The 25,351-nt window shown below is 61.6% G+C and carries 29 protein-coding genes; 15 read left to right on the forward strand and 14 right to left on the reverse strand.

The genetic code is table 11. From position 1 onward, the window contains the following. Nucleotides 1–9: 9 nt before the first annotated feature. The 8 genes from B208_RS0106225 to B208_RS0106260 all read left to right on the forward strand — a co-directional run bounded on the left by B208_RS0106225 (nt 10) and on the right by B208_RS0106260 (nt 6,917). Complete coding sequence (locus tag B208_RS0106225) at nt 10–591, forward strand: NADPH-dependent FMN reductase (protein ID WP_007977780.1); 582 nt, start codon at nt 10–12, stop codon at nt 589–591. 41 nt (nt 592–632) lie between these two features. Continuing rightward, nucleotides 633–1,220: a thymidine kinase gene (locus B208_RS0106230; RefSeq protein WP_007977781.1), complete on the forward strand. Its 588-nt coding sequence runs from the start codon at nt 633–635 to the stop codon at nt 1,218–1,220. Nucleotides 1,221–1,228: 8 nt separating this feature from the next. Next, nucleotides 1,229–1,840, forward strand: a complete 612-nt coding sequence (locus tag B208_RS0106235) for a YIP1 family protein (RefSeq protein ID WP_007977784.1) — start codon at nt 1,229–1,231, stop codon at nt 1,838–1,840. A 27-nt stretch (nt 1,841–1,867) separates the two neighbouring features. Further along, the gene (locus B208_RS0106240; RefSeq protein WP_007977786.1) at nt 1,868–2,131 is read left to right on the forward strand and encodes a hypothetical protein; all 264 of its coding nucleotides are present in this window, start codon (nt 1,868–1,870) and stop codon (nt 2,129–2,131) included. A 109-nt stretch (nt 2,132–2,240) separates the two neighbouring features. Beyond that, nucleotides 2,241–2,483: a hypothetical protein gene (locus B208_RS0106245; RefSeq protein ID WP_232423738.1), complete on the forward strand. Its 243-nt coding sequence runs from the start codon at nt 2,241–2,243 to the stop codon at nt 2,481–2,483. A 66-nt stretch (nt 2,484–2,549) separates the two neighbouring features. After that, complete coding sequence (locus B208_RS0106250; protein ID WP_007977790.1) at nt 2,550–2,744, forward strand: hypothetical protein; 195 nt, start codon at nt 2,550–2,552, stop codon at nt 2,742–2,744. A 271-nt stretch (nt 2,745–3,015) separates the two neighbouring features. After that, nucleotides 3,016–5,112 (forward strand): DHH family phosphoesterase, encoded by a 2,097-nt coding sequence (locus B208_RS0106255; RefSeq protein WP_007977792.1) that lies wholly within the window; start codon nt 3,016–3,018, stop codon nt 5,110–5,112. A 143-nt stretch (nt 5,113–5,255) separates the two neighbouring features. Next, a complete protein-coding gene (locus tag B208_RS0106260; protein WP_007977794.1) occupies nt 5,256–6,917 on the forward strand; it encodes a tRNA uridine(34) 5-carboxymethylaminomethyl modification radical SAM/GNAT enzyme Elp3 in 1,662 nt (553 codons plus the stop codon). A 557-nt stretch (nt 6,918–7,474) separates the two neighbouring features. Here the strand turns inward: B208_RS0106260 and B208_RS0106265 are convergent. The 3 genes from B208_RS0106265 to B208_RS0106275 all read right to left on the reverse strand — a co-directional run bounded on the left by B208_RS0106265 (nt 7,475) and on the right by B208_RS0106275 (nt 10,611). Beyond that, the gene (locus tag B208_RS0106265) at nt 7,475–9,010 is read right to left on the reverse strand and encodes an aldehyde dehydrogenase family protein (RefSeq protein WP_007977796.1); all 1,536 of its coding nucleotides are present in this window, start codon (nt 9,008–9,010) and stop codon (nt 7,475–7,477) included. Nucleotides 9,011–9,200: 190 nt separating this feature from the next. Next, nucleotides 9,201–9,704, reverse strand: a complete 504-nt coding sequence (locus tag B208_RS0106270) for a cupin domain-containing protein (RefSeq protein ID WP_026177757.1) — start codon at nt 9,702–9,704, stop codon at nt 9,201–9,203. A 79-nt stretch (nt 9,705–9,783) separates the two neighbouring features. Beyond that, complete coding sequence (locus B208_RS0106275) at nt 9,784–10,611, reverse strand: RIO1 family regulatory kinase/ATPase domain-containing protein (RefSeq protein WP_007977802.1); 828 nt, start codon at nt 10,609–10,611, stop codon at nt 9,784–9,786. A 307-nt stretch (nt 10,612–10,918) separates the two neighbouring features. On the opposite strand from B208_RS0106275, the gene B208_RS0106280 reads away from it, so the two are divergent. Further along, entirely contained in the window at nt 10,919–12,061 is a 1,143-nt protein-coding gene (locus B208_RS0106280) for an acyl-CoA dehydrogenase family protein (protein WP_007977804.1), read from the forward strand. Nucleotides 12,062–12,099: 38 nt separating this feature from the next. Here the strand turns inward: B208_RS0106280 and B208_RS23760 are convergent, their stop codons facing one another. From B208_RS23760 to B208_RS0106300, 3 genes are all read right to left on the reverse strand, one after another. Beyond that, the gene (locus B208_RS23760) at nt 12,100–12,267 is read right to left on the reverse strand and encodes a hypothetical protein (RefSeq protein ID WP_018128770.1); all 168 of its coding nucleotides are present in this window, start codon (nt 12,265–12,267) and stop codon (nt 12,100–12,102) included. A gap of 165 nt (nt 12,268–12,432) precedes the next feature. Next, on the reverse strand, nt 12,433–12,966 hold the full coding sequence (locus tag B208_RS0106295; protein WP_007977805.1) for a cob(I)yrinic acid a,c-diamide adenosyltransferase: 534 nt from the start codon (nt 12,964–12,966) through the stop codon (nt 12,433–12,435). Beyond that, the gene (locus B208_RS0106300) at nt 12,963–13,205 is read right to left on the reverse strand and encodes a glutaredoxin family protein (RefSeq protein ID WP_007977807.1); all 243 of its coding nucleotides are present in this window, start codon (nt 13,203–13,205) and stop codon (nt 12,963–12,965) included. Before B208_RS0106300 ends, B208_RS0106295 begins: the two co-directional genes overlap by 4 nt. 128 nt (nt 13,206–13,333) lie before the next feature. Here B208_RS0106300 and B208_RS0106305 point away from each other — a divergent pair, with 128 nt between their 5' ends. The 4 genes from B208_RS0106305 to B208_RS24240 all read left to right on the forward strand — a co-directional run bounded on the left by B208_RS0106305 (nt 13,334) and on the right by B208_RS24240 (nt 17,523). Next, the gene (locus tag B208_RS0106305) at nt 13,334–13,819 is read left to right on the forward strand and encodes a pyridoxamine 5'-phosphate oxidase family protein (RefSeq protein ID WP_007977809.1); all 486 of its coding nucleotides are present in this window, start codon (nt 13,334–13,336) and stop codon (nt 13,817–13,819) included. A 959-nt stretch (nt 13,820–14,778) separates the two neighbouring features. Further along, nucleotides 14,779–16,008 (forward strand): Cdc6/Cdc18 family protein, encoded by a 1,230-nt coding sequence (locus tag B208_RS0106310; RefSeq protein ID WP_007977811.1) that lies wholly within the window; start codon nt 14,779–14,781, stop codon nt 16,006–16,008. Nucleotides 16,009–16,302: 294 nt separating this feature from the next. Continuing rightward, entirely contained in the window at nt 16,303–17,307 is a 1,005-nt protein-coding gene (locus B208_RS0106320) for a DHH family phosphoesterase (RefSeq protein WP_007977815.1), read from the forward strand. A gap of 48 nt (nt 17,308–17,355) precedes the next feature. Continuing rightward, complete coding sequence (locus tag B208_RS24240) at nt 17,356–17,523, forward strand: DUF7838 family putative zinc beta-ribbon protein (RefSeq protein ID WP_007977818.1); 168 nt, start codon at nt 17,356–17,358, stop codon at nt 17,521–17,523. A gap of 320 nt (nt 17,524–17,843) precedes the next feature. Here B208_RS24240 and B208_RS0106330 read toward each other — a convergent pair whose 3' ends face one another. The 7 genes from B208_RS0106330 to B208_RS24245 all read right to left on the reverse strand — a co-directional run bounded on the left by B208_RS0106330 (nt 17,844) and on the right by B208_RS24245 (nt 23,726). Beyond that, a complete protein-coding gene (locus B208_RS0106330) occupies nt 17,844–18,311 on the reverse strand; it encodes a class I SAM-dependent methyltransferase (protein ID WP_007977820.1) in 468 nt (155 codons plus the stop codon). Nucleotides 18,312–18,387: 76 nt separating this feature from the next. Beyond that, nucleotides 18,388–18,864, reverse strand: coding sequence for a hypothetical protein (locus tag B208_RS0106335; protein ID WP_007977821.1), 477 nt, complete (start codon nt 18,862–18,864; stop codon nt 18,388–18,390). Nucleotides 18,865–18,950: 86 nt separating this feature from the next. Further along, entirely contained in the window at nt 18,951–20,372 is a 1,422-nt protein-coding gene (gene gcvPB, locus B208_RS0106340) for an aminomethyl-transferring glycine dehydrogenase subunit GcvPB (RefSeq protein WP_007977823.1), read from the reverse strand. Then, nucleotides 20,372–21,712: an aminomethyl-transferring glycine dehydrogenase subunit GcvPA gene (gene gcvPA, locus B208_RS0106345; protein WP_007977825.1), complete on the reverse strand. Its 1,341-nt coding sequence runs from the start codon at nt 21,710–21,712 to the stop codon at nt 20,372–20,374. The genes gcvPB and gcvPA overlap by 1 nt, the downstream gene beginning before the upstream one ends. Before the next feature lie 280 nt (nt 21,713–21,992). Further along, on the reverse strand, nt 21,993–22,376 hold the full coding sequence (gene gcvH / locus B208_RS0106350) for a glycine cleavage system protein GcvH (protein ID WP_007977826.1): 384 nt from the start codon (nt 22,374–22,376) through the stop codon (nt 21,993–21,995). Beyond that, on the reverse strand, nt 22,373–23,470 hold the full coding sequence (gene gcvT / locus B208_RS0106355; RefSeq protein ID WP_007977827.1) for a glycine cleavage system aminomethyltransferase GcvT: 1,098 nt from the start codon (nt 23,468–23,470) through the stop codon (nt 22,373–22,375). The genes gcvH and gcvT overlap by 4 nt, the downstream gene beginning before the upstream one ends. An 88-nt stretch (nt 23,471–23,558) precedes the next feature. Next, nucleotides 23,559–23,726 (reverse strand): hypothetical protein, encoded by a 168-nt coding sequence (locus B208_RS24245; RefSeq protein WP_007977828.1) that lies wholly within the window; start codon nt 23,724–23,726, stop codon nt 23,559–23,561. Between the two features lie 73 nt (nt 23,727–23,799). Between B208_RS24245 and B208_RS0106365 the strand changes: the two genes are divergently transcribed. Then, nucleotides 23,800–24,243, forward strand: coding sequence for a hypothetical protein (locus B208_RS0106365; RefSeq protein WP_018128771.1), 444 nt, complete (start codon nt 23,800–23,802; stop codon nt 24,241–24,243). On the opposite strand, the gene B208_RS0106370 is transcribed toward B208_RS0106365, so the two are convergent. Further along, nucleotides 24,240–24,542 (reverse strand): hypothetical protein, encoded by a 303-nt coding sequence (locus tag B208_RS0106370; RefSeq protein WP_007977830.1) that lies wholly within the window; start codon nt 24,540–24,542, stop codon nt 24,240–24,242. The genes B208_RS0106365 and B208_RS0106370 overlap by 4 nt on opposite strands. Before the next feature lie 44 nt (nt 24,543–24,586). On the opposite strand from B208_RS0106370, the gene B208_RS0106375 reads away from it, so the two are divergent. Continuing rightward, nucleotides 24,587–25,348, forward strand: coding sequence for a plastocyanin/azurin family copper-binding protein (locus B208_RS0106375; protein WP_232423739.1), 762 nt, complete (start codon nt 24,587–24,589; stop codon nt 25,346–25,348). Nucleotides 25,349–25,351 lie beyond the last annotated feature (3 nt).

Raw genomic sequence — 25,351 nt, forward strand, 5'->3', positions numbered from 1 at the left:
TGTCATGGTATGACGAACCAACCTCGGGTCGTGGCCATCTGCGGCAGTCTCAACGAGAAGAGCACCACCCGGGTCGCGCTGCAAAACGCGCTCGTCGGGGTGGAATCGGAGGGCGGGACCGGCGAACTGCTCGACTTGCGCGAGTTCGACCTGCCGCTGTTCGACCCCTCGAACCGGGACGCTGGCGACGCCGCGGAACTGAAACGTCGCGTGCGCGAGGCGGACGCGGTCATCCTCGGGACGCCGGTGTACCACGGGTCGTACTCCTCGCCGCTGAAGACCGCGCTCGATTACTGCGGGTTCGACGAGTTCGAGGGGAAAACGGTCGGCTTGCTCGCGGTGGCTGGCGGACGATTTCCCATCACGGCGATGGACCACCTCCGGTCGGTCTGTCGGGCGCTGGACGCGTGGGTGCTCCCCTACGAGGCCGCGATACCGCGCTCGCACAGCGCGGTGGTGAACGGCGCGTTCACCGACGCGGAGTTGGAAAGCCGGGTCGTCGCGCTCGGGCGACAGATCGTCCTGTACGCGAACATCGAACCCTGCCCGGAGAGTTTCGAGAGCGGGGAAAATATCGGCGCGGTCGATTGAATGAGCAATCCTTTTGCCGTCGGATTGAGCGCCATTCGAGCATGCACAAAATCACGAACAGCGGGTGGGTCGAGGTCATCACCGGCTGTATGTTCTCCGGGAAGACGGAGGAGCTACTTCGGCGGCTTCGTCGCGCCGAAATCGCGGGGCAAGAGGTGGCGGTGTTCAAGCCCGCGCTGGACGACCGCTACGGCGAGGATACCGTCGGCTCGCACGACGGCAGTTCGTGGGAAGCGACCGTCGTCGAACCGGACGACGACGGCGTGTGGTCGATTCCCGACGGGTTGAACGGCGAACAGGTCGTCGCCATCGACGAGGCCAACTTCTTCTCCGAGGAACTCGTCTCGGTCTGTGAATTTCTCGCGGAGGACGGGCGACGCGTCGTCGTCAGCGGGACCGACCAGACGTTCCGCGGCGAACCGTTCGACCCGGTTCCGCAACTCATCGCGCTGGCGGAGTACGTCGAGAAACTACAGGCAATCTGTGCGACGTGCGGCGAACCCGCGACGCGAAATCAGCGTCTCATCGACGGCGAACCGGCGCACGTGGACGACCCGACGATTCTGGTCGGGGCACAGGAGTCCTACGAAGCGCGGTGTCGGAACTGTCATACCCTTCGGAGCGAGTAGAGGGAACCGTGACGCAGTGGGTCGAAAATCCGACCGGTGGACGCGACCGCGGACCGCAGGCTATCGTCCGCGCGTGGATAGAGGTTCTCGTGCGGCCGCGCCGCTTTTTCCGAACCGGCGTCGCGCCGGGCGACCAAGCCCCGGGAATGGTGTTCGGCGTCCTCGTAACGCTGATAGAGGTCGCAACGCGGATGGCGACCGGCGACTTGACAGTCGGCACCATCGCGGGAGGACCGCTCCTCACGAAACTCCTCGCGCTGGCGTTGGTCGGATTGTTCATCGCGCCCGCCGTCCTCCACCTGACGGCGGCGTTACAGACGGTCATCCTGATGCTGCTCGTTCCCGAACGCGGCGGCATCAGTGAGACGGTACAGGTCCTCGGGTACGCGGTCGCACCCTGCCTGTTGGCCGGACTTCCCATCCCGGAGCTACGTGCAGCCTGTACGGTCTACGGGGCCGTCCTGCTCGTCATCGGGATGCGCGAAGTTCACAACACGTCCTACCTCCGCGCAGCGGTCGTGGGCGCGCTCCCGGCCGCAGTCGTGTTCGGCTACGGTTTCGGCGGGTTCCGCGCCCTCGTGGTCGCGGTTCCCGGATTGGCGAGCGCCGTCCCGTGGTAATTAAGGGACGGAAGCCGTATCGACGGTATGCTCAACCTACGGCTGGACGATTTTATGGTCGAACTGAAGGACGGTTCGCTGAAGAACGTCGGTCCGACGAACAAGAAAGCGACGGCGAAGCTGTTCGACGTGGAATCGGCGGAAGCACGGGAGTTCGGCGACAAGCGCGTGAAACTGGTGTTCGAGGACGAGGACGGCAACGAGGTGCAAGTCTCGCTGTTTCCCGAGGACGTTAGAAAGATAGCGGCGGACATCGAGCGACTGGAAGACGACAGCCCCGTCTTCGAATAGCGACGGAACGGACGGCCATCCGACCGTCCGGCTCATCGTGTACTATCTTTTCGGCTCGTTAGGGGACAAATAATAATATCGTGGTAGATAGTAGCATGGTGCGACTCACATGTCCATGATTACCGATTCGAACGACGTGGACGGCGACGAGACGCATCTCTCGTCCCCCCACTCGTTCGTCTCCTCGATACGCTTTATCGGCTTCTGGGCGGCGGTCATGCTGCCGTTCCTCTACGTGCCGCTCCTCGTCAATGGGCTCGACACAGTCGGTCAACAACAGACGTTTTTCCTGCTGCTGCTGTTGAACGTGGTGGCGCTCGTCTTCGGCCACCGACACCGCGAACGGGACTGACGAACCCGTAGGATGTTGTTGCATGGTAGCAATACACAGTGTCACGTGATTAGACGGAGTATAACTATGGCTTTCATCGTCGAAGTCGTGGGCATGTCCCAGTCAGCCATGCGCATTGGTTGCCCGCACTGTGGCTCGGCAGCGAACGTGGACCTCGGCCGTCGAAGACGCGTCGAAGCGTCGTCCGACGACGACCAGTTGAAGGGGAAACTCGTTCACTGTCATCACTGCGGCGACGACTTTTCGTTCTATTACTACTAAGCCGACAGGTGGCGCACGGTCGGTCGCGTCGCGTTCGGCGTTCCAAACAGTATGAATAATAATTTCGAACAACGAACGGCTCCATCCGTTACAGTACGTTCGTTCTCGAATCCACAAGTTGATTTTATATTTAAAAATATTGTTTGAATAATGTTTCTTCAACCAGCCCATTGCACGGACCTCCGGGTCGGTCGGCCCGGCGTGACGGGCCGAGAACGGCGTCGGGAATTCGACAACCGTTTTAGGCCGGGACTATTCTTTGCCAGTATAAATGGGTAACTGCGTCATTTGCGGGACGCCTGCTGACGGCCCGATTTGTTCGAGCCACGAGCAGGACGTTCTCTTTGAATTCGAAGGTAGCAGCCCGGAACAGCTCACCTCGGGACGATTTTACAAAGGTACCGTAGACGGCTTCGCCGATTTCGGCGTCTTCATCGACATCGGAAACCACGTAACCGGATTGCTTCACAAGAGCGAGCTCGACCGCAGACTGGAGAGTCTGGATTGGGACCAAGGCGACACCGTGTACGTGGAGGTCATCGGCGTGCGCGACAACGGCAACGTCGACCTCAGCTGGTCGATCCGCCAATCGGAACGCGAGTTCCGCGGCAAACTCATCCAAGACGGGACCGACGTTCACCTCCCGAACGAGGACGCGGGCGACGACGCGGAGCGAACCGAAGACTCGTCCGCCGCTGACGAATCCGACTCCGAGTCGAAATCCGAGTCGAAATCCGAATCGAACGCCGAACCGAAATCCGAACCCACGCCCGAACGCTCGTCGGACCCGTCGGCGACGACCGACGGCTCCGGGAACGCGGTCGGAAGCGCCACGGTGTCCTCCCAGATGGAGGTTCCCGAACGCGTCGCCATCGAAACGCTGGGCGACCGCGTTGGCGACCGCGTTCGAATCGAAGGCGAAATCGTCAGCACGAGCCAGACGAGCGGCCCGACGGTGTTCGAACTCCGCGACGAGACCGCCGTCGTCGACTGTGCCGCCTTCAAGGAGGCTGGCGTTCGCGCCTACCCCGAAGTCGATACGGGCGACATCGCCCGACTGACCGGCGAGGTCGAACTCCGGAACAACGAACTCCAAGTCGAGACGGAACAGCTCGACGCGCTCACCGAGGACGAGAAAGCCACCGTCGAAGGCCGACTGGCGAAGGCGCTCGAAGACGAAGCCCGCCCGGCCGACGTCGAACCGCTCGCCGACGACGCCGCGGTCGAGGCGATTCACGAGGACATCCGCGACGCCGCAAGTACGATTCGCCGCGCGGTCATCGAGTCCCGCCCCGTCATCGTCCGGCACAACGCGAGTGCGGAAGGCTACGTCGCCGGTGCGGCCATCGAACGCGCCGTCCTCCCGCTCGTGCGCGACGAACACGCACGAAGCGACGCCCAGTACCACTACTTCGACCGCCGACCGCTCGAAGACGGGTTCTACGACATGCAGGACGCGACGAAGGACGCGACCATGATGCTCGACAACCGCGAGCGCCACGACGAGAAACTCCCCCTCTTCGTCCTCGTGGACGCCGGAAGCACCGTCGAATCGAGCGACGGACTCTCGCTCCTCGACATCTACGGCGCGCCCCACGTCGTCATCGACACACACTACCCGGACGACGACGTCGCCGAAACCGCGGATAGCGTCGTCAATCCGTACCTCGGTGAGTCGGGCGACAGCGTAACGGCGGGCGTCCTCGGTGCGAACGTCGCGGCCTACGTCAACGACGAGGTGCGCGACGACGTGTCCCACCTCCCGGCGGTCAGCTACTGGGAGGACACCCCGAGCGAGTACGTCGAACTCGCGACGGACGCGGGCTACGACGAGGCCCACGTCACCGCGCTCCGCGAGGCGGTCGCGCTGGAAGCCTACTACCAGTCCTACGAGGACAAACGCGAACTCATCACCGACCTCCTCTTCGAGCACGCGAAGCGCGACCTCGCCGAACACGTCAGCGAGCAGTTCCGCAAGAAGCTCGAAAACGAACTCGACACCGCGGAGCCGAACCTCACGGTCCGCGGCGCGAACGGCGTCACCTTCACCGTCCTCGACACGGACGCCTACACCCACCGCTTCGACTTCCCGTCGTCGTCGGTCCTCCTCGACGCGCTCCACCGCCGCGACATGACCGGCCAGCCCGGCAGCCAGAACGTCACCCTCGGACTGGCGGACGACGAAGTTCACATCCGAAGCGACGGTGCCATCAACGTCCGCGACATCGCGGATTCGGTGCGCGACCGCGCGCCGGAAGCCGGAATCGTCCCCGTCGGCACCCGCGACGGCAAGTTCGAATTCCTCCGCGGCGAGCGCGATGAGGCGCTCGATGCGGTCATCGAAGCCGTCAGTGCAGAGCTGAACTAAGGAACCGCCGGTTCGCGCGGACGTTCGTCTCTTCATCTTTCTCTTTCTGCCCTCACCTCCTCGATCACCACCGTTCCCTTCGTCCACCACGGAATCGGTCGTAGACGACACGCTTATCCGGCGGAATCGACGATTACGTAGCAATGAGTACCGAGACGCCGGACGCCACGGAGACGGAGGCGTTCGAGCAGGTTTGCGAGGAGCTGATAGACCGCATCCTCGCGGGCGACGTGGAGCGCGACGACGTGGAGAGCGCCAAACTCGACGCCTGTTCGGAGTACTCGTCGCCGAAAGTGCCGAAGAACTCCGAGATTCTCGATCACGCGCCGGACGAGCGCCGCGAGGAACTGGAAGCCGTGTTGCGGCGCAAACCCGTCAGAACCGCGTCGGGCGTCTCACCCATCGCCATCATGACCAGCCCCGAGCAGTGCCCGCACGGGAAATGTCTCTACTGTCCCGGCGGTCCGTCCTCGGAGTTCTCCTCCTCCCAGAGCTACACCGGTCACGAACCCGCGGCGGCGCGAGGCGTGCAAAACGATTACGATCCGTACGGGCAGGTCACGCTCCGCTTGGAACAACTGCGACAGATCGGTCACCCCGTCGATAAGGTCGAACTCATCCTGATGGGCGGGACGATGACCGCCCGGAGCCACGACTATCAGGAGTGGTTCGTCAAGCGCGCGCTGGAGGCGATGAACGACTACGACGTAGACAAGGAACCCGAACCGGCGGAGGGGGAAAGCTTCGCCCAGAATCCCGACGAGTACGAGTTCAAATATCTGGAGGACGTCATCGCGGAGAACGAGACGGGCGACATCCGCAACATCGGGACGACGTTCGAGACGAAGCCGGACTGGTGTGACCCCGAGCAGATAAACCGGATGCTCGAGTTGGGCGGGACGAAGGTCGAAGTCGGCGTCCAGACCACCTTCGAGCGCATCAACCGCGAGATGCACCGCGGCCACGGCGCACAAGCGTCCATCGAAGCCAATCAGCGCCTCCGAGACTCGGCGTTCAAGGTCGGCTTCCACATGATGCCCGGCCAACCCGGCATGTCGAAGGAGATGTGCGTCGAGGACTTCCGTCGAATCTTCGAGGACGAGAAGTGGAAGCCGGACTACCTCAAAATCTATCCCACGCTGGTCGTCCGCGGCACCGCGACCTACGACTGGTGGTACAAGGGCGAGTACGAACCGCTCCGCAACGAGGAGGCCGCGGAACTCGTCGCGGAAATCAAGTCGATGATTCCGAAGTACGTCCGCCTCCAGCGCGTCCAACGCGACATCCCGGCGGACTTCATCGACGGCGGCGTGTGGAAGTCCAACCTCCGACAACTCGCCCGCCAGCGGATGGAAGAACACGGCTGGACGTGCGACTGCATCCGCTGCCGCGAGGTCGGCATGAACGACGAAGAACCCGAGAACGTCGAACTCGACGTGATGACCTACGAGGCCGCGGGCGGCACGGAGCACTTCATCAGCTTCGAAGATTTTGACAAGAATCTCCTGCTCGGCTTCTGTCGCCTTCGCTTCCCCGGCGACCCGGTACGCCGCGAACTCGACAACGCCGCCGTCGTCCGCGAACTTCACGTCTACGGCAGCGAGGTCGGCGTCGGCGCGGCGAGCGAGGAAACCCAGCACCAACACCGCGGCTACGGGCGGAAGCTGATGGCAAAGGCCGAGGAAATCGCCGCCGACGCGGGCTACGACAAGGTGAGCGTCATCTCCGGCATCGGCGCGCGGGAGTACTACCGGAACAAGTTGGGCTACCACCAGGACGGCCCGTACGTCAGCAAGCAGGTGTAGTCGCCCGGAACGAGACGCTTTGCGCCTCGCTGTCGTTTTCGATGCGTCAAAAATGGACCCTCGTCCAGCCACGTCGTTCGTCGGTGGCGACGACCGCCTAAAGAGCGGCGCGAGTTGCACAGATTTATAACCGAGAAGAAAAAAGGGATAAACGCCAGTATGCGACGCTTTTCTCGTCGTGTGTTGGCAACAACTGGGACTGTGCGCTTCGTCGCGTGGGAACTGGTCGGACCCACATTGGCTTCCGGAAGCCACCACCCACCCGTCTCGCCTCTCGCCGTCTTCCACCTTCGCAAGTCAAAACCGAAACGTCGTCTCCTATCGAAACACTATCTTCTTCGAGAGCGGTCTCGTTCCGCGTCGTAACTCGAACGTCAGCGACAGCGCTCGGTTTCGAAGAGAATCGGAAAATTGGGCTTGTTTATTCGTCCTTTGTGAAGACGAAAACTAACCGGGATGAGTCGAGCGGTGCGAGACGATTCCCCGTAGTTTTCGTCTTCAGCGAGAACGAAAACGAAGGGCAGGCGATTCGTGAAGTGAATCGCCTGCCGGTTCGTTTACTCGTCCTCGGTCTTAATGTCCGCCGAGAGGCCCTGTGCCATCTCGATGTCCTTCGAGTTGTTGAGCGTCCACGCCGTTCGCTCGGTGACCGCCTCGATGGCTTCGCGGGCGCTCGGGTAGCCGTTGCCGGACTTCTTCACGCCGCCGAACGGCAACTGGACCTCCGCGCCGATGCACGGGAGGTTGCCGTAGGCGAGGCCGATCTCCGCGTTGTCGCGGAAGTAGTTGACCTGTCGGTAGTCCTCGCTGATGATGGCTCCGGCCAGTCCGTAGGGCGTGTCGTTGTGGATTTCGACTGCCTCTTCGATGTCACCCGAGTAACTCATCAGGGCGACGTGCGGGCCGAACACTTCCTCGTGGATGCAGCGCAGGTCGGGACTGTAGTCGATTTCGTAAACGAACGGACCGACCCAGAATCCCTTCTCGTGGTCGTCCGGGATTTCGTCGTCGTCGAGTTCCTCGCGGTCGACGAGCACGTTCGCGCCCTCGTCCTTGGCGAGTTGGTTGTACTTGCCGAACTTCTCGACCTGCTCCTCGTTGACCATCGGTCCCATGAAGGTGTTCTCGTCGAGCGGGTCGCCGACGGAGACTTCCTTCGCGGTTGCGACGTAGCGCTCCTTGAACTCGTCGTAGACGTCCTCGTGGACGATGAGGCGCTCGGAGGAGACACAACGCTGGCCCGTCGTCTTGAACGAGGACATGATGGCGCTGTGAACGGCGACGTCGAGGTCCGCGTTCTCGGTGACGACGATGCCGTTCTTGCCACCCATCTCACAGGCCGCGAGTTTTCCGGGTTCGCCGCCGACTTTGCCCGCGATTTTGTGACCGACTTCCGAGGAACCGGTGAACAGCACGGTGTCCACACGCTCGTCCTCGACGATGGCGTTTCCGGCGTCGCCGAAGCCTTGGACCATGTTGAACACGCCGTCCGGGATGCCCGCGTCCTCGAACATCTCGGCGATTATCTGCCCACACCACGGCGTCTGCTCGGCCGGTTTCCAGACGACGGTGTTCCCTTCGACCAACGCGAGGGCCATGTGCCAGAACGGAATGGCGACCGGGAAGTTCCACGGGGTGATGCAACCGATGATGCCGCGCGGCTTGCGGCGCATGTAGGCGTCCTTGCTCGGAATCTCGCTCGGTACGAGGTCGCCGTGCGGGTGACGGGCGTTGCCCGCGGCCCACTCGACCATGTGCGCGGCTTCAACGACGTCGGCCTTCCCTTCGGAAATCTCCTTCCCACATTCCTTCGTGATGACTTCGCCGAGTTCGTCCGTTCGCTCTCGGAGTTCGTGGTAGATGTCCCAGAGGTACTCCGCGCGGTTAACGTACGAAAGGTCGCGCCACTCCTCTTTCGCCTCCTCCGCGGCGTCGAGGGCGGTCTGGACGTCCTCGGGTGTCCCGCGCTGGAACTCGCCGAGCGACTCCTTCGTCGCCGGGTTGACGCTCTCGAACGTCTCTTCGCCCGCGCCGTCGTGCCACTCGCCGCCGATGTAGTGGCTGTAAACCTGCTCGCTGGCTTGTTGACTCATATCTTCGAGAAGAACTCGGACGGGTACGCTAAAAAAGACTCCCAATTCCTAACGAACGAAGCGGGTTTTATCGGCCCGATGTGATAACCGGCGGCGACCATCACATCGTATTTTTCCTCTCTTCCTTCCCCGAAGTTTCTCTCTTCCTTCCGACTCGTTTTTCCACTATTCGTCTCCCCGTTTCGTTCCGCTACTCGTCTTCCCCTTCCCAGTACCCGACTTCGGCATCGAGCGGGAAGTACCCGGCCAACGTTCGACCCTCGTGGTCCCCCGGTGCCGACCCCGCGAACACGCCGAACTTCCCCGAGTCGGGATACACCGAAACGTCGGGTTCGCGCATGGTCGAGAAACAGAGGTAGCGAAGTTCGTCGTCGGAATCGTTGACGACCCGACGGGCGTACTCCTCGCCGACTGGAAACGCGACGTAATCTCCCGCTTCGAGGCTTGTCTCCTCGTCTTCTGTTCGGAGCGTTCCGTTCCCGTCGAGGACGAAAATCGCCTCCTCGTTGCCGGTGTGGTAGTGATACGGCCACGATTTTTTGCCCGGCGGAAGTTCGTAGAGGCTACACCCCAACTGTTCGCCGCCAGCCATCGCTCCGAGTCGTTTTCGGCGCGCGTGAAAATCCTGGCCGTGTGATTTTTCCTCCCAATCGAGATTCGACTCGTTGATAATTCGCGGTCGCTCGTCGGTCATATCCGTCCGCTCGCGGAGTGCGAACAAGAAGGCACCGGCGAGCGATCATCTGGTTTCCCGTTCAAGTACTGGCGAGCGATTAGCTGGCTTCCCGTTCTTCCCTGTCTTCCGTCTCGGCGAGCTTTTCGATCTCCCCCTTCGCGCTGGCGGCGTCGAAATCGTGGTCGGGGCGGATGTTCACGAAGTCGAGGAACTCGCGGGCAGCGAGGAGTTCTTCGGCCGTGTAATGCTCCCGGGCGGGTACCACGGCGTCACGAGCACCGATGAGCGGCGTGAGCGAGGCGAGCGCACAGGCGAGGTCGTACGACCTCGCCTCGTCGATTCGCTCCCCGTTCACGCTGGTCGCATCGATGAAATATATCTCTCCGTTCGCAACGAGGACGTTTTCGCCGCGCAGGTCGCCGTGTGCGAGGTTGTTTTCGTGCATGCGCGACAGCGCCGCGAACAGGTTCGGAGCGTACGCGCGAACTTCCGTCTCGGGCATCTGCTCGAACGTCTCGAAGTCCGGCAGGTACTCCATCACTAACACGCCGAGGTCGTCGTATTCGAACGACTCTATCGGTGCCGGGACGTTCAGCCCGATTTCGCGCATCTTCCGCGTGGCTTCCAATTCGTGTTCGGCCATCTCCTCCGGCCCGGCGAAGTGCTCGAAGAACCCCTCGGTGCCGCTGGTGAACGCGCCGAGGTTTCGGGCGCTGGTGAACAGCGCGTGCACGAGCGAGTTCTGCCCCGTGGTTATCTTGACGAACCACTCGTCGTCCACGACGCACGGCGTCGAGAGCCAGTTATCCGCGTCGATGAACTCGACGCGAACTTCCTCGCGGTCGTACCGCTCCGCAATCTCCCGAATGACCGCCTCGATGCGCGGCCACTCTATCGTGCCACGAACCAGTCGCCGAATACCCATCGGGGGTTGGTTAGTCCCCCCCATTGATAAAGTCACTCGCTGCACGAGACCCTTCCCTTGTGCTTCGGTGTCCCCACTAACGGAGTGAGTGGGGGCTCGCAACGGCAACGCCGTTGCGGTGGTCCCGTGAACGAAGTGAGCGGGACCTCGCTACAGCTACGCTGTAGCGGTGTCTCCGCGAGTGGAACGAGCGGAGGCTCGAAGCAACGTACGTTGCTTCGGTGTCTTCAGGAGCGGAGCGACTGAAGGCTCGCCATGTCGAAGACATGGCGGTGTCTTTATAGCCAAACCCGCGCAAAAATTGCGCATGGATTTCAACCTTCCCGGCGAACACAAGATGGTGCGGGACACCGTTCGGGAGTTCTGTGACGAGGAAATCGAACCGATTGCACAGGAGATAGAGACCGAACACCGATTCCCCGCGGAGATTTTCGACGAACTCGCCGCTCTCGACATGATGGGCGTTCCCGTCAGCGAGGAGTACGGCGGACTGGGCGGCGACCAGTTGATGTACGCCCTCGTCGCAGAGGAACTGGGTCGCGTGTCCGGGTCCATCGGCCTCTCGTATGCTGCGCACATCTCGCTGGCGTCGAAACCAATCGAGATGTTCGGCACCGAAGAACAGAAAGAGAGGTGGCTGACGCCGCTCGCGGAGGGCGAATACCTCGGCTCGTGGGCGCTCACCGAACCCGGCTCCGGCTCCGACGCCAGCGACATGGACACCACCGCGGAGAAGGACGGCGACGAGTGGGTCATCAACGGCACGAAGCAGTTCATCACGAACGCCAGCGTCGCGGGAAGCGTCCTCGTGAAGGCCGTCACGGACTCCGACGCGGGCTACGGCGGCATCTCGACGTTCATCGTGGACCCCGAAGAGGACGACGGCTTCGAGGTCACGACCGTCTGGGACAAGATGGGACTGAACGCCTCGCCCACCTGTGAAATCCAGTTCACCGACTGCCGCGTTCCCGAGGACCGACTGCTCGGCGAGGAGGGCGACGGCTGGGAACAGACGAAGAAGACCCTCGACGGCGGCAGAATTAGCATCGCCGCGCTCTCAACCGGCATCGCGCAGGGTGCCTACGAGGCGGCCCACGAGTACAGTCAGGAGCGCGAGCAGTTCGGGAAGCCCATCTCGAAGTTCGACGCCATCCGCAACAAAATCGTGGACATGGACCGCAAAATCGAGCGCTCGCGCCTGCTGACCCACAAAGCGGCGTGCAAGTACGACGAAGGCTACTCCGTCTCCCACGAGAGCGCGCTGGCGAAACTCGACGCCAGCGAGTCCGCGCGGAAGGTCTCGGAAGACGCCGTACAGGTTCTCGGCGGCTACGGCTACACCGAGGATTTCGCCCCGCAGCGGTTCCTCCGCGACGCGAAACTGATGGAAATCGGCGAGGGTACCAGCGAGATTCAGCACCTCGTTATCGGGCGCGAGCTGGGACTGTAAGTCGCGCAAAAGAATCTTCGTCGGAAGCTGTTTTTACTCTACCAGACTCCCCACGAGAGCATCGTCCAGACGCCGACCACGAGGACGATGAGCGACACCAATCGCTGGAGCATGTTGCGCGTATCGCTGAACTCGATGTCTCCTTTCGCGCCGTATCTCTCCTTTCGCGCCGTATCGCACTCGCATCTGGTGTCACGCCATCGCACGGGGTTTCAACACGTTCAACGCGCCGATGGCGACGAAGACGACCACGAAGAGGGTGAAGAATTCGGGAGGCATATCGCCACGATTCTCGTTTCGAGGCATAATCTTGTGAGTGGATTGAACACTCTTTCGTGTGAATATCGGACGTGGTAGTAAAAGAAGGTCCGTCAGTACGACGGGCTCTCTTCGCGCTCCCCGTCGCGTTTGTTCACGACGCGGGCGAAGATGAACAGCGCGTCCGAAAGCCGATTCAGGTAGGTGACGGCGGCGTCGTTGATGTCCTGTTCGCTCGCCAGCGCGACGGCCCGGCGCTCGGCACGGCGGCAGACGGCGCGGGCGTGGTGGAGGTTCGCCCCGGATTCGCCCCCGCCGGGGAGGATGAACGAGGTGAGCGGGTCCAGCTCTTCGTCGTAGGCGTCCATCCACGATTCGAGGAGGTCGGCGTGCTCGTCTTTCACCTGTGGGTCGTCCTCGTCGGGGTCCGGGTTGGCGAAGTCGGCCTGCACGATGTGGAGGTGGTTCTGGATTTCGCGGAGGTGGTCGTCCACGTCGTCGTGGCCTGTCGGTCGGCAGCGACCGACGAGGGCGTTCAGTTCGTCCACCGTGCCGTAGGCTTCGATTCGCGGGTCGGCTTTCGAGACGCGGGACATGTCTTGCAGGTCCGTCTGGCCCGCATCGCCGCGTCCGGTGTATATCTTCATGCGAGCGACTGCTCCACGTACTGGACGATTTTGTCGCTTTCGGCCATCATAACGCCCGAATTCTCGTTCACGAGGACGGGAACGGCGCGCTGACCGCTGACGCGTTTGACCTCGTTTCGATCCGAATGGAGCGGCTCGACCCACTCGGTTTCGTACGCGATGTCGGCGTCGTCGAGCGCGTCGTGCACCTTCTCACAGAACGGACAGCCGTCGAGCGAGTACAGGGTTATCGAACTCATACGCGAGCAATGGAACGCGAGCGTAAAGTAAGCTATCGTCGCGGAGTGAACGACCCTATCGTTGCGGAGTGGACTATCGTTGCGGAGTGGCGGATACCTCTTTGCCCATCCGTGTCGTATGTCCGTCGATGGTGGGGAACGACGTCGAGGAGTTCGACTCCCATCGGAGTCGGCCACGGACCGAACAGGGCTATGGCATTCCCGACGAGGAGGCGGGGATGCTCTCGTGGACGTTCGTGCGCGAGCAGATGGCGAACGACGAGTACTACTGGATTTGCACGAATCGACCGGACGGCCACCCTCACGCCCGCCCCGTGTGGGGCGTCTGGGTCGATAACACCGTTCATTGCGGCGGCGGAGAACGGACGCGCTGGGTTCGAAATCTCCAGTTGGATTCCAGAATCGTCGTCCATCGGGAGAGTGGTGAAGCGGTCGTCATCATCGAAGGCACCGCGGAGCGCGTCACCGATACGGACCTCGAAGACAGACTCGATTCGGCCTATCAAGGAAAATACGGGATTCACCACGGAGCGCCGTTCTTCACGGTGCAACCGGAGACCGTCTACGCGTGGAGCGACTACCCGAACGACGCCACGAAGTGGCAGTTCGGATAGTTCCGGGAACAGTCGTGAGTTCGGAGGCCGTCATATTTCCAGAGATGGTTGTGAAATGGGAGGGGGAATATCGAGGTGAGTTGTCGGGAGAAGTTGTTGATTTGTCGAGAGGAGTTGTCGATTTCAGAGATGGTCGTCCGACACCCCACGTTGCCGCTGTAAGAGGGCGGTAGAGGGGGAGTGTGGTGTGAATCGTCGTGGATCGTCGTGAAATATCGATTCGAATGTTGGACGAATAGATATAAGATTGACGGATGGCGTGCTGATGAAATAGTAACGATGACAACCAGTTGTGACCGGGAGGATGATGTGACGATGGGGATGATGCGACGATGGTGTGACGTCGGGAGGACGGCGGCACCGATGAACGGTGACGAGACTAATGAGCACAGTTCGATGAACACCGTACTACTCGATGTTCGACGAACACCATACTGCTCGGTGCACGCAATTCCTGCTACAGTGAGAACAATAGAACTAAATAGCCAATCTCCTAACTGCACCGCAGAAGAGTCGCAAACCATAGGGAGCGACTCGGTCGCGTTCTTACTCCAGCGGAAATTCCACATCACTCAGAGCGAATGGTTGTGAGACTCGGAACGAGAGAAAGTGGTTTTTCGCCCTTTTAATCACTCTACTTCTCCGTTTTTCGTTTATCGGTGCACGAACACACCCCTCCTTCCCGTCCACCCCACACCCCCCAACTTACAGCGGCAACACGGGGTGTCTCAGTGCCAATCCAAATCCACACATATTTAAACAAAGCCGGACTTTACAACGGCAATGCGGTGTCCTCTCGTCGCTTGTGGACGGCCGTTACAGCGGCAATCCGGTGTCGTTACAACGGCAACGAGGGGTTAGGAATAAGCCATAGAACCGTTCTACTGTCGGTATACTAAATTTACAGCGGCAATGAGGAGGTACGTTTATATAATCTCTCCCGACATACGATTCTATAGATGTCCGAGTCAGTGGACTATTTCGGAGACGATACGGCAATCTTCAACGACAAGGAGCTTCTGCAAGTCTCACACCTCCCCGACGGCGACCGAATCATCGGCCGTGAAGACGAACTGCGACGGCTCGGTACCGCGCTCCGTCCCGCGCTGAACGGGAACACCCCCAACAACATCTTTCTCTACGGGAAGACCGGCACCGGAAAATCCCTCTGCACGAAATTCATCAGCCGCCAGATGATGCAACGCGCCGGTCGAAACGACGTCAACGCGGGTTTCGCCTACATCGACTGCCTGCAGGATTCGACCGAGACGCAGGTCGTCCAATCCATCGCCGCGCAACTCAACGACGAGGAACGGAGCGGGACGACCATTCCCGAGCAGGGAATCAGTACCTCGATGTACTACAACCGACTGTGGACCGTCCTCGAAAGCATGTACGACGTCGCCATCATCATCCTCGACGAGGTGGACAAACTCGAAGGAATCGGCGACAAGAGCGGCGACACCGCCGGGGATAACCTCCTGATGAATCTCTCGCGCGCGAACGAGGCCGGGAAGATAGACGACTGTAACCTCGGCGTCATCGGCATCTCGAACAAGATACGGTACAAGGACGAACTGAACGAGCGCGTGAAAAGCAGCCTCTGTGAACGCGATTACGTCTTTCCGCCGTACGACGCCACGCAACTCCGAGAAATCCTCGAATCGCGGCGCGACGCCTTCGTCGATGGCGTCCTCGAAACTGACGTAATTCCGAAGGTCGCCGCGCTGGCGGCACGAGAACACGGCGACGCCCGCAAAGCGATAGACGTACTCCGGTTCGCTGGCGAAGTCGCGGAAGAGGAACGCGAATCGGTGGTCCGGGACGAACACGTCGACGTCGCACAGGACCGCGAAGGAGCGAACCGCATCTCGGAGCTCATCTCCAAGCAGCCACCGCACGCGCGCTACGTGCTGCTCGCGCTCGCCTCGCAGGTCCAACAGTCGAACGAGGAGGACCCCGAGATTCCGAACAAAGTCGTCCAGCACTCCTACCGCCAAATCTGTGAACAGATGGACTCCGAACCCCTGAAGGAACGACGCGTCAGGGATTTGCTCACCGAGTTGGAGTTCCTCGACCTCATCAAACAGGACCAGCGAGGACGCGGGAGGGGAAAGGGCAAACACACGGTAAACAGCCTGTACGACGAGCCAAAACTGGTCATTCAGGCGTGTCAGAACGATTTTTGAGGCGCAAGCGCGCCCGATGACTCATCGGAACGAACGACGAATTCGGCGGACGATCGATGATACTCCGGTCGATGACATTCCGGATTTGGCCGATGCTTCGATAGCTCGTATCGAACGCCGCGTCACGACCGAATACGCGCGGAACACCGGTACGTGAGGCATGCGTGAGGCAAGAATGCAGCGTCCGGCCGTGTCCGACCCCGATCATTTTGTATCGTGCTATGTGGTTTATTTCTCGTGAGGGTACCGGATACCCAGCCACGGTTTGATACCATCTCGCGTCGAACGGCTATCATGACCCGCGCCCAGGAGTTAGTCGAGTATCTCGCGGGGGTCGACTCGCTCGCGGTCGTCTGCCACGACAACCCCGACCCGGACTGCATCGCCAGTGCGCTCGCGCTCTCGATCATCGCCGAGTCGAGCGGTGTCGACACCGTAGAACTCTTCTACGGGGGTGCGATTTCCCACCAGCAGAACCGGGCGTTCGTCAACCTGCTTCACGTCGAGTTGGACCACCTCGATACGTTCGACCCCGAGGAGTTCGACCGCGTTGCCTTCGTCGACCACTCGACACCGGCGGGACATACGGAACTCGACTCAGTGAAACCCGATATCGTCATCGACCACCACTCCACGGAGAACCCGACAGCCGAGTTCGTCGACGTGCGCAAGGATTACGGCGCGACCGCGACCATCCTCATCGAGTATTTGCGCGACCTCGACATCGGAGTCAATGTTCAACTCGGGTCGGCGCTGTTGTTCGCCCTCCATCGGGAACGGATCGACTTCATCCGTAATCCGACGCCCCACGAGTACGAGGCCGCACTCTACGTCTGTCGGGATGCGGACCTCGACCTGCTCGAAGAGCTGTACGGTGCGGCGTTTTCCCCGGCGACGGTCGACGCGATCGGCGAGGCGATTCGCAATCGCGTCCAACGAGGGGCGACGCTCGCCACTTCGGCCGGGCGAACGAGCGAGCGCGACGCGCTCGCTCAAGCCGCGGACTACCTCCTCAACGTCGAAGGGGTAGATACGGTGCTCGTGTTCGGCGTCGTCAACGGGTCCGTGGAGATGAGTGCGCGGTCCATCGACCCCCGGGTTCACGCGGGCAACGTCCTCCAGCAGGCGTTCGGCGACGTCGGAAGCGCGGGTGGCCACGCTGACATGGCCGGGGCACAGATTCCGCTCGGCCTGTTCGCCGATTCGGATGCCGACGACGAGAAGCTCGTCCAGTTCGCGTCCCGGCGCGTGTTACACCGGTTTTTCGACGCCCTGCATCTCGAACGCGGGGAGGACTAGCCGGGTGAAACCAGTATCTTCAACTTCGTCAGTCACGGAGAAGCACGTATGAGCCTCGAAATGCAGCACGACTGCCCGGAGTGCGGAAGCGAACAGACGTTCTGGCGGAGCGCGAGCACGAACCTCCACCTCGGCGAGAAGACGAAGTGGCGCTGCTCGGAATGTGATTTCGGACTCGTCCGCATCGACGGCGACATCGACTCCGCGTCGGCATAATTCGGCCCGAATCTCGATTTTCGCACCGATTTCTCCCCGTTCAGTGGCGACTCTCCTCATCGGTCGAAAGAGAATTTCCTCTCGGTCGAAAGAGAATTTCCTCTCGGTCGAGGAATCCAATTTTCACACGCGGCGGTGGTTCACACTGATGACTCATGCTGGTGGCTCGCGCTGATGAGCAACCGCTCCACTTTGTGATGGCGTCCAGCCCAGCGAGGCCCCGCCCTCCCGCTTAACGGGAGCTCACCGCTGAACGACGGTGTTCCACGTCGCTCGGCTCGTAACTGATAAACTGAATTCAGATATACGAAATCGGCGTTTCACGCCAACACCGCCGATACGATTCGCGTCAGTGGGAGCCACGATACGCGACGAACACGGTCGGGTCGTCCATGGCCGTCGGCGGCGACGAGTTCAGTCAACGTCGCTAGCGCGGACGGGAGGGTATCGAGTTCCAGATAGTCGACGACAGTGTACGGAACCCACACCAAATCGAACGTCCGGTCGAGTTCGATGTCGGGGAGCGCACCCACGCGAAAGGTCGCCGACGATTTCTCGCGTGCACGGTCGAGCATCGCCGCGTTCGGGTCGATACCAAGCACGTCGAAGCCGGACCGCTGGAGCAGTCGGCTGTGATTGCCGGTGCCACAGCCGACGGCGAGTGCCGAACCGCCGTCGTTTCCGTGCTCCCGGAAGCGGTCGAGGACGAACTCGACTTCAGCCTCGTAGTCCTTGTGTTGGTAGAGAATATCGTAAGCGCGCGGGTTTCGGTAGAGTGCTTGGTCCATCCGTTACATTTGGAATTCTCTCCTCGGCTGGTATAGTTATCAATCCGACAGATTCGACTGCACGAGAAATGATTTGCTACCGTTCGCAGACCATGGACGCGTTGTACTGTCCAACCTGCCTTCCGTCGTCGTAGAGCTTAACCTGCAATTGTCCGGCGAGAGGGGCCGTTCCCACGGGTCGCCCGAAGCCACTCACATTCTCCCCGTCCAATACCGACGACCGGGCTTCGAACAGTCGGCTACTGTCCAGCGTCACGTCGAGGTTCGAGACGTTCGCGGTCGCATTCCACTGCGTCATGACGATGACCTCCCTGTCGTCCCGGTGCATCGTCGGTCGAACGGCGACGATGCTACCGTCCTTCGTTTCGTTCGTGACGGTACAGGTTTTCGTCGGGAGTGTCGTCGTGGAAGTAGTACGGTTCGAAACCACGGTGTCGACCGTCGTTCGACTGGTCGGAGCGTGAGTCGTCGAAGACGGGTCAGTGGCCATGCCGTTACAGCCAGCGAGAAGCAAGAGGAGGACGAGACAAAACGGTTTCAGGATTTCGTTCACCTCTCAACCGAGGTGGAAACGAACGATACGCGTTGTGATACGTGACGACGCCGGACCGACTTGTGATACGAAGCGAGTCGAGGGAATTAGTCGTCCAGCGAGTGCCAGGAGAGGCGGAGGTTCCGCGCGGCGCTCGCTTGGTCGATGCGCTTCGCGGTCGTCTTTTGCGGTGCGGCTTCGAGCGTCTCGTCGTCCTCCGCGATGACGGCGTTGAACGCGTCCGCGAGTTCGTCCAGCGTCTCGCGGTTTTCTATCTCCGTCGGTTCGGTCATCAGGGCCTCGGAGACGATTTCGGGCCACTTCGTCGTTGGCGGATGGACACCGTAGTCGAGCATCCGTTTCGCCACGTCGGCGGCGTCTTGGTCGCCCGCGCTGGCGACGAACTCGTGATGGAAGGGGGAGAACGGCACGTCGTACTCTATCTGCGAGGCGAGGTAATTCGCGTTGAGGACCGCCTTCGCGCTGGCGTCCGAGAGGCCTTCGTCGCCGAGGCGGGCGATGTATGCGTAGGTCTTGATCAACACGAGCCAGTTGCCCGTGAAGCCGTGGACCTTCCCGATGGTTCGCTCGGGGTCGAACCGCTCGTACGTTCCGTTCATCTTCTTGACCCGCGGTGCGGGCAGGAACTCTGCCAGCTTTTCGCGGACGCCGATGGGTCCGGCACCGGGGCCGCCGCCGCCGTGCGGCGTGGCGAACGTCTTGTGGACGTTGTAGTGCATGATGTCGAAGCCCATGTCGCCGGGGCGGGCGCGTCCGAGCAAGGCGTTCAGGTTCGCCCCGTCGTAGTAGAGCAGGCCGCCCGCTTCGTGGACGATTTCGGCGATTCGTTCGATATCGCGCTCGAACAACCCGAGCGTGTTGGGGTTCGTGAGCATGAACAGCGCGGTGCTGTCACCGACCGCGGCTTCCAAGGCTTCGATATCGACGCGGCCGTCGTCCGCGCTCGGGAGTTCGACCACGTCGTACCCGCCGAGCGCCGCGCTCGCGGGATTGGTTCCGTGGGCGCTGTCCGGGACGATGATTTCCGTCCGCTGGTCGCCCTCACCGTTCGCCTCGTGGAAGGCTTTCGCCACGAGGATGCCGGTAAACTCGCCCGCCGCGCCCGCCGGGGGTTGGAGGCTGACCGCATCCATCCCGCCGATTCGGGCGAGGTAGTCCTGCAATCCGTAGAGGAGTTCGAGGGTGCCCTGCACGCTCCCCTCGGAGCGGTCGGGATGGACACTCGCGCCGGGGAGCGCCGCCACGTCCTCGGTGAACTTCGGATTGTACTTCATCGTACAGGAACCGAGCGGGTACGGTCCGCTGTCGATGCCGTAGTTCATCTGGCTCAACCGGGTGTAGTGGCGCGCCAGTTCGGGTTCGGACAGTTCGGGCAGGTCGAGACTGTCGCGGGTCAACTCGTCGGGGAGCGCGGCCTCGATTTCGACCTCAGCGCCGTCCTTCTCGGAAAGGAGGGGCTCGTACAGGTCGTCCTCGTCGTGTTCCCACTTCGCTTGTGTATAGTTCATCAGATGGCCACCTCCGCAAACAGCGTGACGAACTCATCGACGGCGTGTTCGTTCACGTCGGTCACGCAGACCTGTACCTCGTGTTCGCCGACTTCGTGCACCGCGAAGCCGCGCTCCTCCAGATCCGCGACGATGGGGGGTGCGGGTTGGTCGGTGTGGGCGACGAATTCGCGGAAGTGGTGTCTGTCGTTGACCGGTGCCTGAACGCCGCTGATGTCGTCCAGTCGCTGGGCGAGGTCGTCGGCCATCGTGACGCACTTTTCGGCCAGTTCGACCAACCCGGACGCGCCGAGGTACGCGATGTGGATGGCGGTTCGGAGGGCGACCCACGCCTGATTCGTACAGATGTTCGAGGTCGCACGCTCCCGGCGGATGTGCTGTTCGCGCGTCTGGAGCGTGAGCGTGAAAGCCCGGTTGCCGTCGCCGTCTTCGCTGACGCCGACGAGTCGGCCCGGGACCTGTCGGACGAACTCCTCGCGCGTGGCGAACAGTCCGAGACCCATACCGTAACTCGTCGGGAGGCCGAGCGCGGCCGCGTCGCCGACGACGATATCGGCACCCACCGCGGCGGGTTCCTGCAGTAGCGCCAGCGCTACGGGGTCGGTGCCGAGGCAGAACAGCGCGTCGTTGTCGTGTGCGAGGTCGCCGATTTCGGCGAGGTTCTCCTCGATGGTCCCCCGAGTCGTCGGGTTTTCGGCGTAGACGAGGACGGTCTCCTCGTCGATGGTCTCGGCGAGGGAGTCGATATCGGCGTTCGCGTCGTCCGTCGCGTACTCGTCCACGACGAGGCCCGGTCCGTCGGTGTAGTTTTCGAGGACGCTCCGGCGTTCGGGGAGGATAGAATCGGGGACGAGGACGCGGTTTCCGCTGGTCTGCCGGACGCGCGCGGCGAGCAGCGCCGACTCGGCCAACGCGGTTGCGTGGTCGTACATCGAAGCGTTGGCGATTTCGAGGCCGGTCAACTCGACCAGCATCGACTGATACTCGAACAGCGCCTGCAGGAACCCCTGCGTGACTTCGGGTTGATACTGCGTGTACGAGGTCAGGAACTCCGATCGGTCCGCCAGGTGGTCCACCAGCGAGGGGACGTAGTGGCTGTAGTGGCCGCGACCCAGGAACTCCGTCAGGGTTCGGTTCTCGCCGAGCGTTCGCTGTAACTCTCGGCGGGTCGCCTGTTCGGTGCGCTTTTCGATGCCGAACTCGCCGTCGAAGCGAACCGGTTCGGGGATGTCGAAGAGGTCCTCGACGCTCTCGACGCCGACCGCATCGAGCATCGCCGCCGTCTCCTCGGCCGTGTGCGGTGCGTACGGGCTTCCCGTACTCGCCTTGCCTCCGGTCATTGCCTTCGGCTAGGGAGCGCACCCTTTTAATATGGGAGGAAAGCGTTCGCGCGAGTTGCACATCCGTGTACATATTTGTGGCGTCGCCGCGACGAGAGGCGGAAAAGTATGCACGGAAACGCAAACTACTTGGTATCCTTCCCGGTTAGTTATTCGGGTTCCGCCGACGGCGGTCGCCCCGATTCTCCGTCGGCGGCGCCCGAATTACCGTCGGCGGTCGCTCCGCTCTCGTCGTGAGGTAGTGCAGAAGAAAAACATCGAAACGGCTGCCGCCGAAACGCTACTCGATCTGCTCGCGGTACTCGTCCGCGGAGAGCAGGTCGTCCAGTTCACTCTCGTCGTCGAGTTCGACTTCGAGCATCCATCCGTCGCCGAACGGGTCGTCGTTGACGAGTTCCGGCGTATTCTCCAACTCGTCGTTGACGGCCGTGACGGTGCCCGAGACGGGCGAGTAGAGGTCGGAAACCGCTTTGATGCTCTCGACGACGCCGAGGTTGCCTTCCTGTTCGAGTTCGTCGCCCTCCGACGGGAGTTCGACGAACACCACGTCGCCCAGTTCGTCCTGCGCGAAGTCGGTGATGCCGATTTTTCCGGTTCCGTCGTTCACTGCCACCCATTCGTGCGATTCAAGATAGTTCCGGTCTTCTGGTACTTCGAAGCTCATTGTTTGTCTTTCAGAAACGGTGTGCTCTCAATCTTTGCCTTTTTCGACTGCCCGCGCACCATCACGCGGATGACGGTTCCGGGGTCGGCGTAGTCCGTCGGAACGTACCCCAATCCGATGGGTTCGCTAAGCGTCGGACTCATGGTCCCGCTCGTGACCGTCCCGATGATGGTGTCTTCGGTGCTCGTGATGTCGTAACCGTGTCGGGGGACGCCCCTGTCCACGAGTCGGAAACCGACGAACGTCTCCTCGACGCCCTCCTCTTTCACGCGTTCGAGCGCATCACGGCCCACGAATTCGGTATCGAGTTTCACCGTGAAACCGACTTTGGCCTCGTAGGGGTTCCGCGGGTCGTCCTCGTAGTCGAAATCCTGTCCCGACAGGAGATAGCCCATCTCGGTCCGAAGGGTGTCGCGCGCGCCGAGTCCACAGGGCTGGCAGTCGAACGCGTCCCAAACGGTTTCCGCCTCGTCCGACGGCAGGATGAGTTCGAATCCGTCTTCACCCGTGTAACCGGTGCGGGCGACCCAGCACCGAACGCCCGCGACGCTCGCGTACATCGCTTCGAACTTCGAGAGGTCGGCGACCGACTCGTCCGCGGCCTCGTTCACGGCGTCGGCGGCGTCCGGGCCTTGGACCGCGTACATCGCGTAGTCGTCCGTCGCGTTGCGGATTTCCGCGTCCATATCCCATTCGCTACGGAATCGCTTCCAGCGGTCGTGCATCATCTCGTCGTGACCGGCGTTCGGGATGAACAGGAACTCCGCGTCGTCGTCCTCCGAAAGTCGGTAGACAACGGTGTCGTCGATGATGACGCCGTCCTCGTCGGTGATCATCGCGTACTGGGAGTCGCCGGGAGACAATTGGGTCACGTCGTTCGTCGTCAGTCGTTGCATGAGGCGCTCGGCATCGGGTCCGCTGACCTCTATTTCCCCCATGTGGGAGACGTCGAAGATGCCGACGGAGTGCCGGACGCTCTCGTGTTCTTGCTTTATCGAATCGAACTCGACGGGCATATCCCAGCCGCCGAACTCGGTGAACGTCGCGCCCCGCTCGTCGTGTCGGTCGCGCAACGGCGGTTTCCGAAGGGGCATACCCGAACCCTCGAAGCGTAGTAAGTAATGCTTTGTTTTCTCCCCCGCGCCTGACGGGGGCGATTCAGGACCACACTCAGTGACGTTCTCACGCCGGTTCGACGACGATTTGGCCGTCCCGCTTCTTGAAGACGAGTCGGTCGCCTTCCTGTACCTCCTCGCCCGCTTCCTCGAACTCCTCTCGAACGGCCTTGATGAGGCTGATTCGCCAACGTTGCGTCACGGTCGTCGTCCCGAGTATCTGTTCGGACGTCATCTACTCCCCCCAAAACAATCGGTACCGTTATGGATTCTTAGCTATTTCGACTATATAGTCACATATGACTATAATGACACAAGAGCGAATCCGCGAGATACACGAGCGGGACGCGAAGAGTATCCTCGTCCGGGGATGGGAATCACCGCTCGAACCGCCCGATACCGTCGTGACGTTCGATGCCGGATTCGTCGCAACGTATCGCGGCGACTGTCCGTATCTCCCGCTCTACGTCACAACGCCTACCACGGACGGTCGAACGAGACAGCGGTTCGGCACGCGAACCCTGCTGGATGCCATCGACTACGTAGCGGAGGTGCTCCGTGACGACGGGTTCGACGGTCTCTGGCTCCGGCAGCACCCGCATCTCGTGGATTGCTTGCACGCGGTTCGCGTCGGCGCGCTTGAGAGACGGCTAGCCGACATCGCCGCGGATACGGGGACGACACTGGTGACGTGGACGGACGCGACGACGACCGCCAACGATGCGGTTTACGACGACACCGTTGAGTCCTAAAGCCGGGCGAACAGTTTCGACGGGTCGCCATCGACGTCGGTGCTCTCACACGCGGGGCACTGGAGACAAAACGACCAGTCGAGCGGCGTCGTCTCCGCGTCCGAGACACGGGTGGCGAGGTCGAGAAGCAACACGAACGAATCGGAGTGACCACAGTTCTGGCAATTCATGGGTAGCGAGCCGACTGGTGGATTCACGTTGTCGGCCAGCCAGAAGTGGTCCCGTTTCGCTACTTGAACGTTCGGACCGCCGGGAAGAAGGAAGTGGTGTTCGATGTTCAACAACTGGGAACCGGACATCGGTATTTTTTGCCACGGAATTGTTGGTAGGCCTGTACTTTCGCATGACCCCCAATCACGACAGACGGACGATGTTGAAGGCGGCTGGGGCGTTGGCCCTCGGGACGTCTTTCAGTGGCTATCTCGCGCTCGGTCAACCCGATTCGAACGACGACGATTCCGAGGCGGACGTCACCGTGACCGTCGGCAGGAACGGAAACCTCGGGTTCGAACCCCGAGACGTCACGATACTCCCCGGAATGACGGTGGAGTGGGTGTGGAACTCCGACACCCACAACATCTACGTGGACGACCAACCCGAGGGCGGGAACTGGCAGGGGACGCCCGGCAAAGTATCGAAGGTGTACGATGACGGTTATCGCTACGCCCACACCTTCGACGTACTCGGCAGGTACGAGTACTACTGCGCCCCGCACAAGGCGGCGGGGGCGACCGGGTCGGTCACGGTCGCCGAATCGAAGGACGGCGACGACGCGAAACCGCCGGAAAACCACGCGACGAAAGCCGACCTTCCGGTCGAAGTCGGTCCCGACGGGAACCTCGAATTCGCGCCCGGCACGGACCGTCCGCTCGCCGTCCCCGTCGGAACGGAAGTCACCTTCGTCTGGAAATCGGACGGCAACAATCTCGTCGTTGACGAGCAACCCGACGGCGCGAACTGGCGGGGAACGCCCGGTGGGCCGAGCAGTCTCTACGACGAGGGGTACGAGTACAGCCACACCTTCGACGTTCCGGGGTTCTACAAATTCCACAGCGCACCGTACGAGAGCGCGGGAATGGTCGGGAGAATATACATCACGGAGTAGGGT

The organism is Haladaptatus paucihalophilus DX253, assembly GCF_000376445.1.
GTDB classification, from domain to species: Archaea; Halobacteriota; Halobacteria; order Halobacteriales; family Haladaptataceae; genus Haladaptatus; species Haladaptatus paucihalophilus.

Excerpts from the sequence above, each read along its gene's own strand:
- B208_RS0106225 (WP_007977780.1), top strand. The coding sequence starts at position 10 with ATGACGAACCAACCTCGGGTCGTGGCCATCTGCGGCAGTCTCAACGAG.
- B208_RS0106230 (WP_007977781.1), top strand. The coding sequence starts at position 633 with ATGCACAAAATCACGAACAGCGGGTGGGTCGAGGTCATCACCGGCTGT.
- B208_RS0106240 (WP_007977786.1), top strand. The coding sequence starts at position 1,868 with ATGCTCAACCTACGGCTGGACGATTTTATGGTCGAACTGAAGGACGGT.
- B208_RS0106245 (WP_232423738.1), top strand. The coding sequence starts at position 2,241 with ATGTCCATGATTACCGATTCGAACGACGTGGACGGCGACGAGACGCAT.
- B208_RS0106250 (WP_007977790.1), top strand. The coding sequence starts at position 2,550 with ATGGCTTTCATCGTCGAAGTCGTGGGCATGTCCCAGTCAGCCATGCGC.
- B208_RS0106255 (WP_007977792.1), top strand. The coding sequence starts at position 3,016 with ATGGGTAACTGCGTCATTTGCGGGACGCCTGCTGACGGCCCGATTTGT.
- B208_RS0106260 (WP_007977794.1), top strand. The coding sequence starts at position 5,256 with ATGAGTACCGAGACGCCGGACGCCACGGAGACGGAGGCGTTCGAGCAG.
- B208_RS0106265 (WP_007977796.1), bottom strand. The coding sequence starts at position 9,010 with ATGAGTCAACAAGCCAGCGAGCAGGTTTACAGCCACTACATCGGCGGC.
- B208_RS0106270 (WP_026177757.1), bottom strand. The coding sequence starts at position 9,704 with ATGACCGACGAGCGACCGCGAATTATCAACGAGTCGAATCTCGATTGG.
- B208_RS0106275 (WP_007977802.1), bottom strand. The coding sequence starts at position 10,611 with ATGGGTATTCGGCGACTGGTTCGTGGCACGATAGAGTGGCCGCGCATC.
- B208_RS0106280 (WP_007977804.1), top strand. The coding sequence starts at position 10,919 with ATGGATTTCAACCTTCCCGGCGAACACAAGATGGTGCGGGACACCGTT.
- B208_RS0106295 (WP_007977805.1), bottom strand. The coding sequence starts at position 12,966 with ATGAAGATATACACCGGACGCGGCGATGCGGGCCAGACGGACCTGCAA.
- B208_RS0106300 (WP_007977807.1), bottom strand. The coding sequence starts at position 13,205 with ATGAGTTCGATAACCCTGTACTCGCTCGACGGCTGTCCGTTCTGTGAG.
- B208_RS0106305 (WP_007977809.1), top strand. The coding sequence starts at position 13,334 with ATGGTGGGGAACGACGTCGAGGAGTTCGACTCCCATCGGAGTCGGCCA.
- B208_RS0106310 (WP_007977811.1), top strand. The coding sequence starts at position 14,779 with ATGTCCGAGTCAGTGGACTATTTCGGAGACGATACGGCAATCTTCAAC.
- B208_RS0106320 (WP_007977815.1), top strand. The coding sequence starts at position 16,303 with ATGACCCGCGCCCAGGAGTTAGTCGAGTATCTCGCGGGGGTCGACTCG.
- B208_RS24240 (WP_007977818.1), top strand. The coding sequence starts at position 17,356 with ATGAGCCTCGAAATGCAGCACGACTGCCCGGAGTGCGGAAGCGAACAG.
- B208_RS0106330 (WP_007977820.1), bottom strand. The coding sequence starts at position 18,311 with ATGGACCAAGCACTCTACCGAAACCCGCGCGCTTACGATATTCTCTAC.
- gcvPB (WP_007977823.1), bottom strand. The coding sequence starts at position 20,372 with ATGAACTATACACAAGCGAAGTGGGAACACGACGAGGACGACCTGTAC.
- gcvPA (WP_007977825.1), bottom strand. The coding sequence starts at position 21,712 with ATGACCGGAGGCAAGGCGAGTACGGGAAGCCCGTACGCACCGCACACG.
- gcvH (WP_007977826.1), bottom strand. The coding sequence starts at position 22,376 with ATGAGCTTCGAAGTACCAGAAGACCGGAACTATCTTGAATCGCACGAA.
- gcvT (WP_007977827.1), bottom strand. The coding sequence starts at position 23,470 with ATGCCCCTTCGGAAACCGCCGTTGCGCGACCGACACGACGAGCGGGGC.
- B208_RS24245 (WP_007977828.1), bottom strand. The coding sequence starts at position 23,726 with ATGACGTCCGAACAGATACTCGGGACGACGACCGTGACGCAACGTTGG.
- B208_RS0106365 (WP_018128771.1), top strand. The coding sequence starts at position 23,800 with ATGACACAAGAGCGAATCCGCGAGATACACGAGCGGGACGCGAAGAGT.
- B208_RS0106370 (WP_007977830.1), bottom strand. The coding sequence starts at position 24,542 with ATGTCCGGTTCCCAGTTGTTGAACATCGAACACCACTTCCTTCTTCCC.
- B208_RS0106375 (WP_232423739.1), top strand. The coding sequence starts at position 24,587 with ATGACCCCCAATCACGACAGACGGACGATGTTGAAGGCGGCTGGGGCG.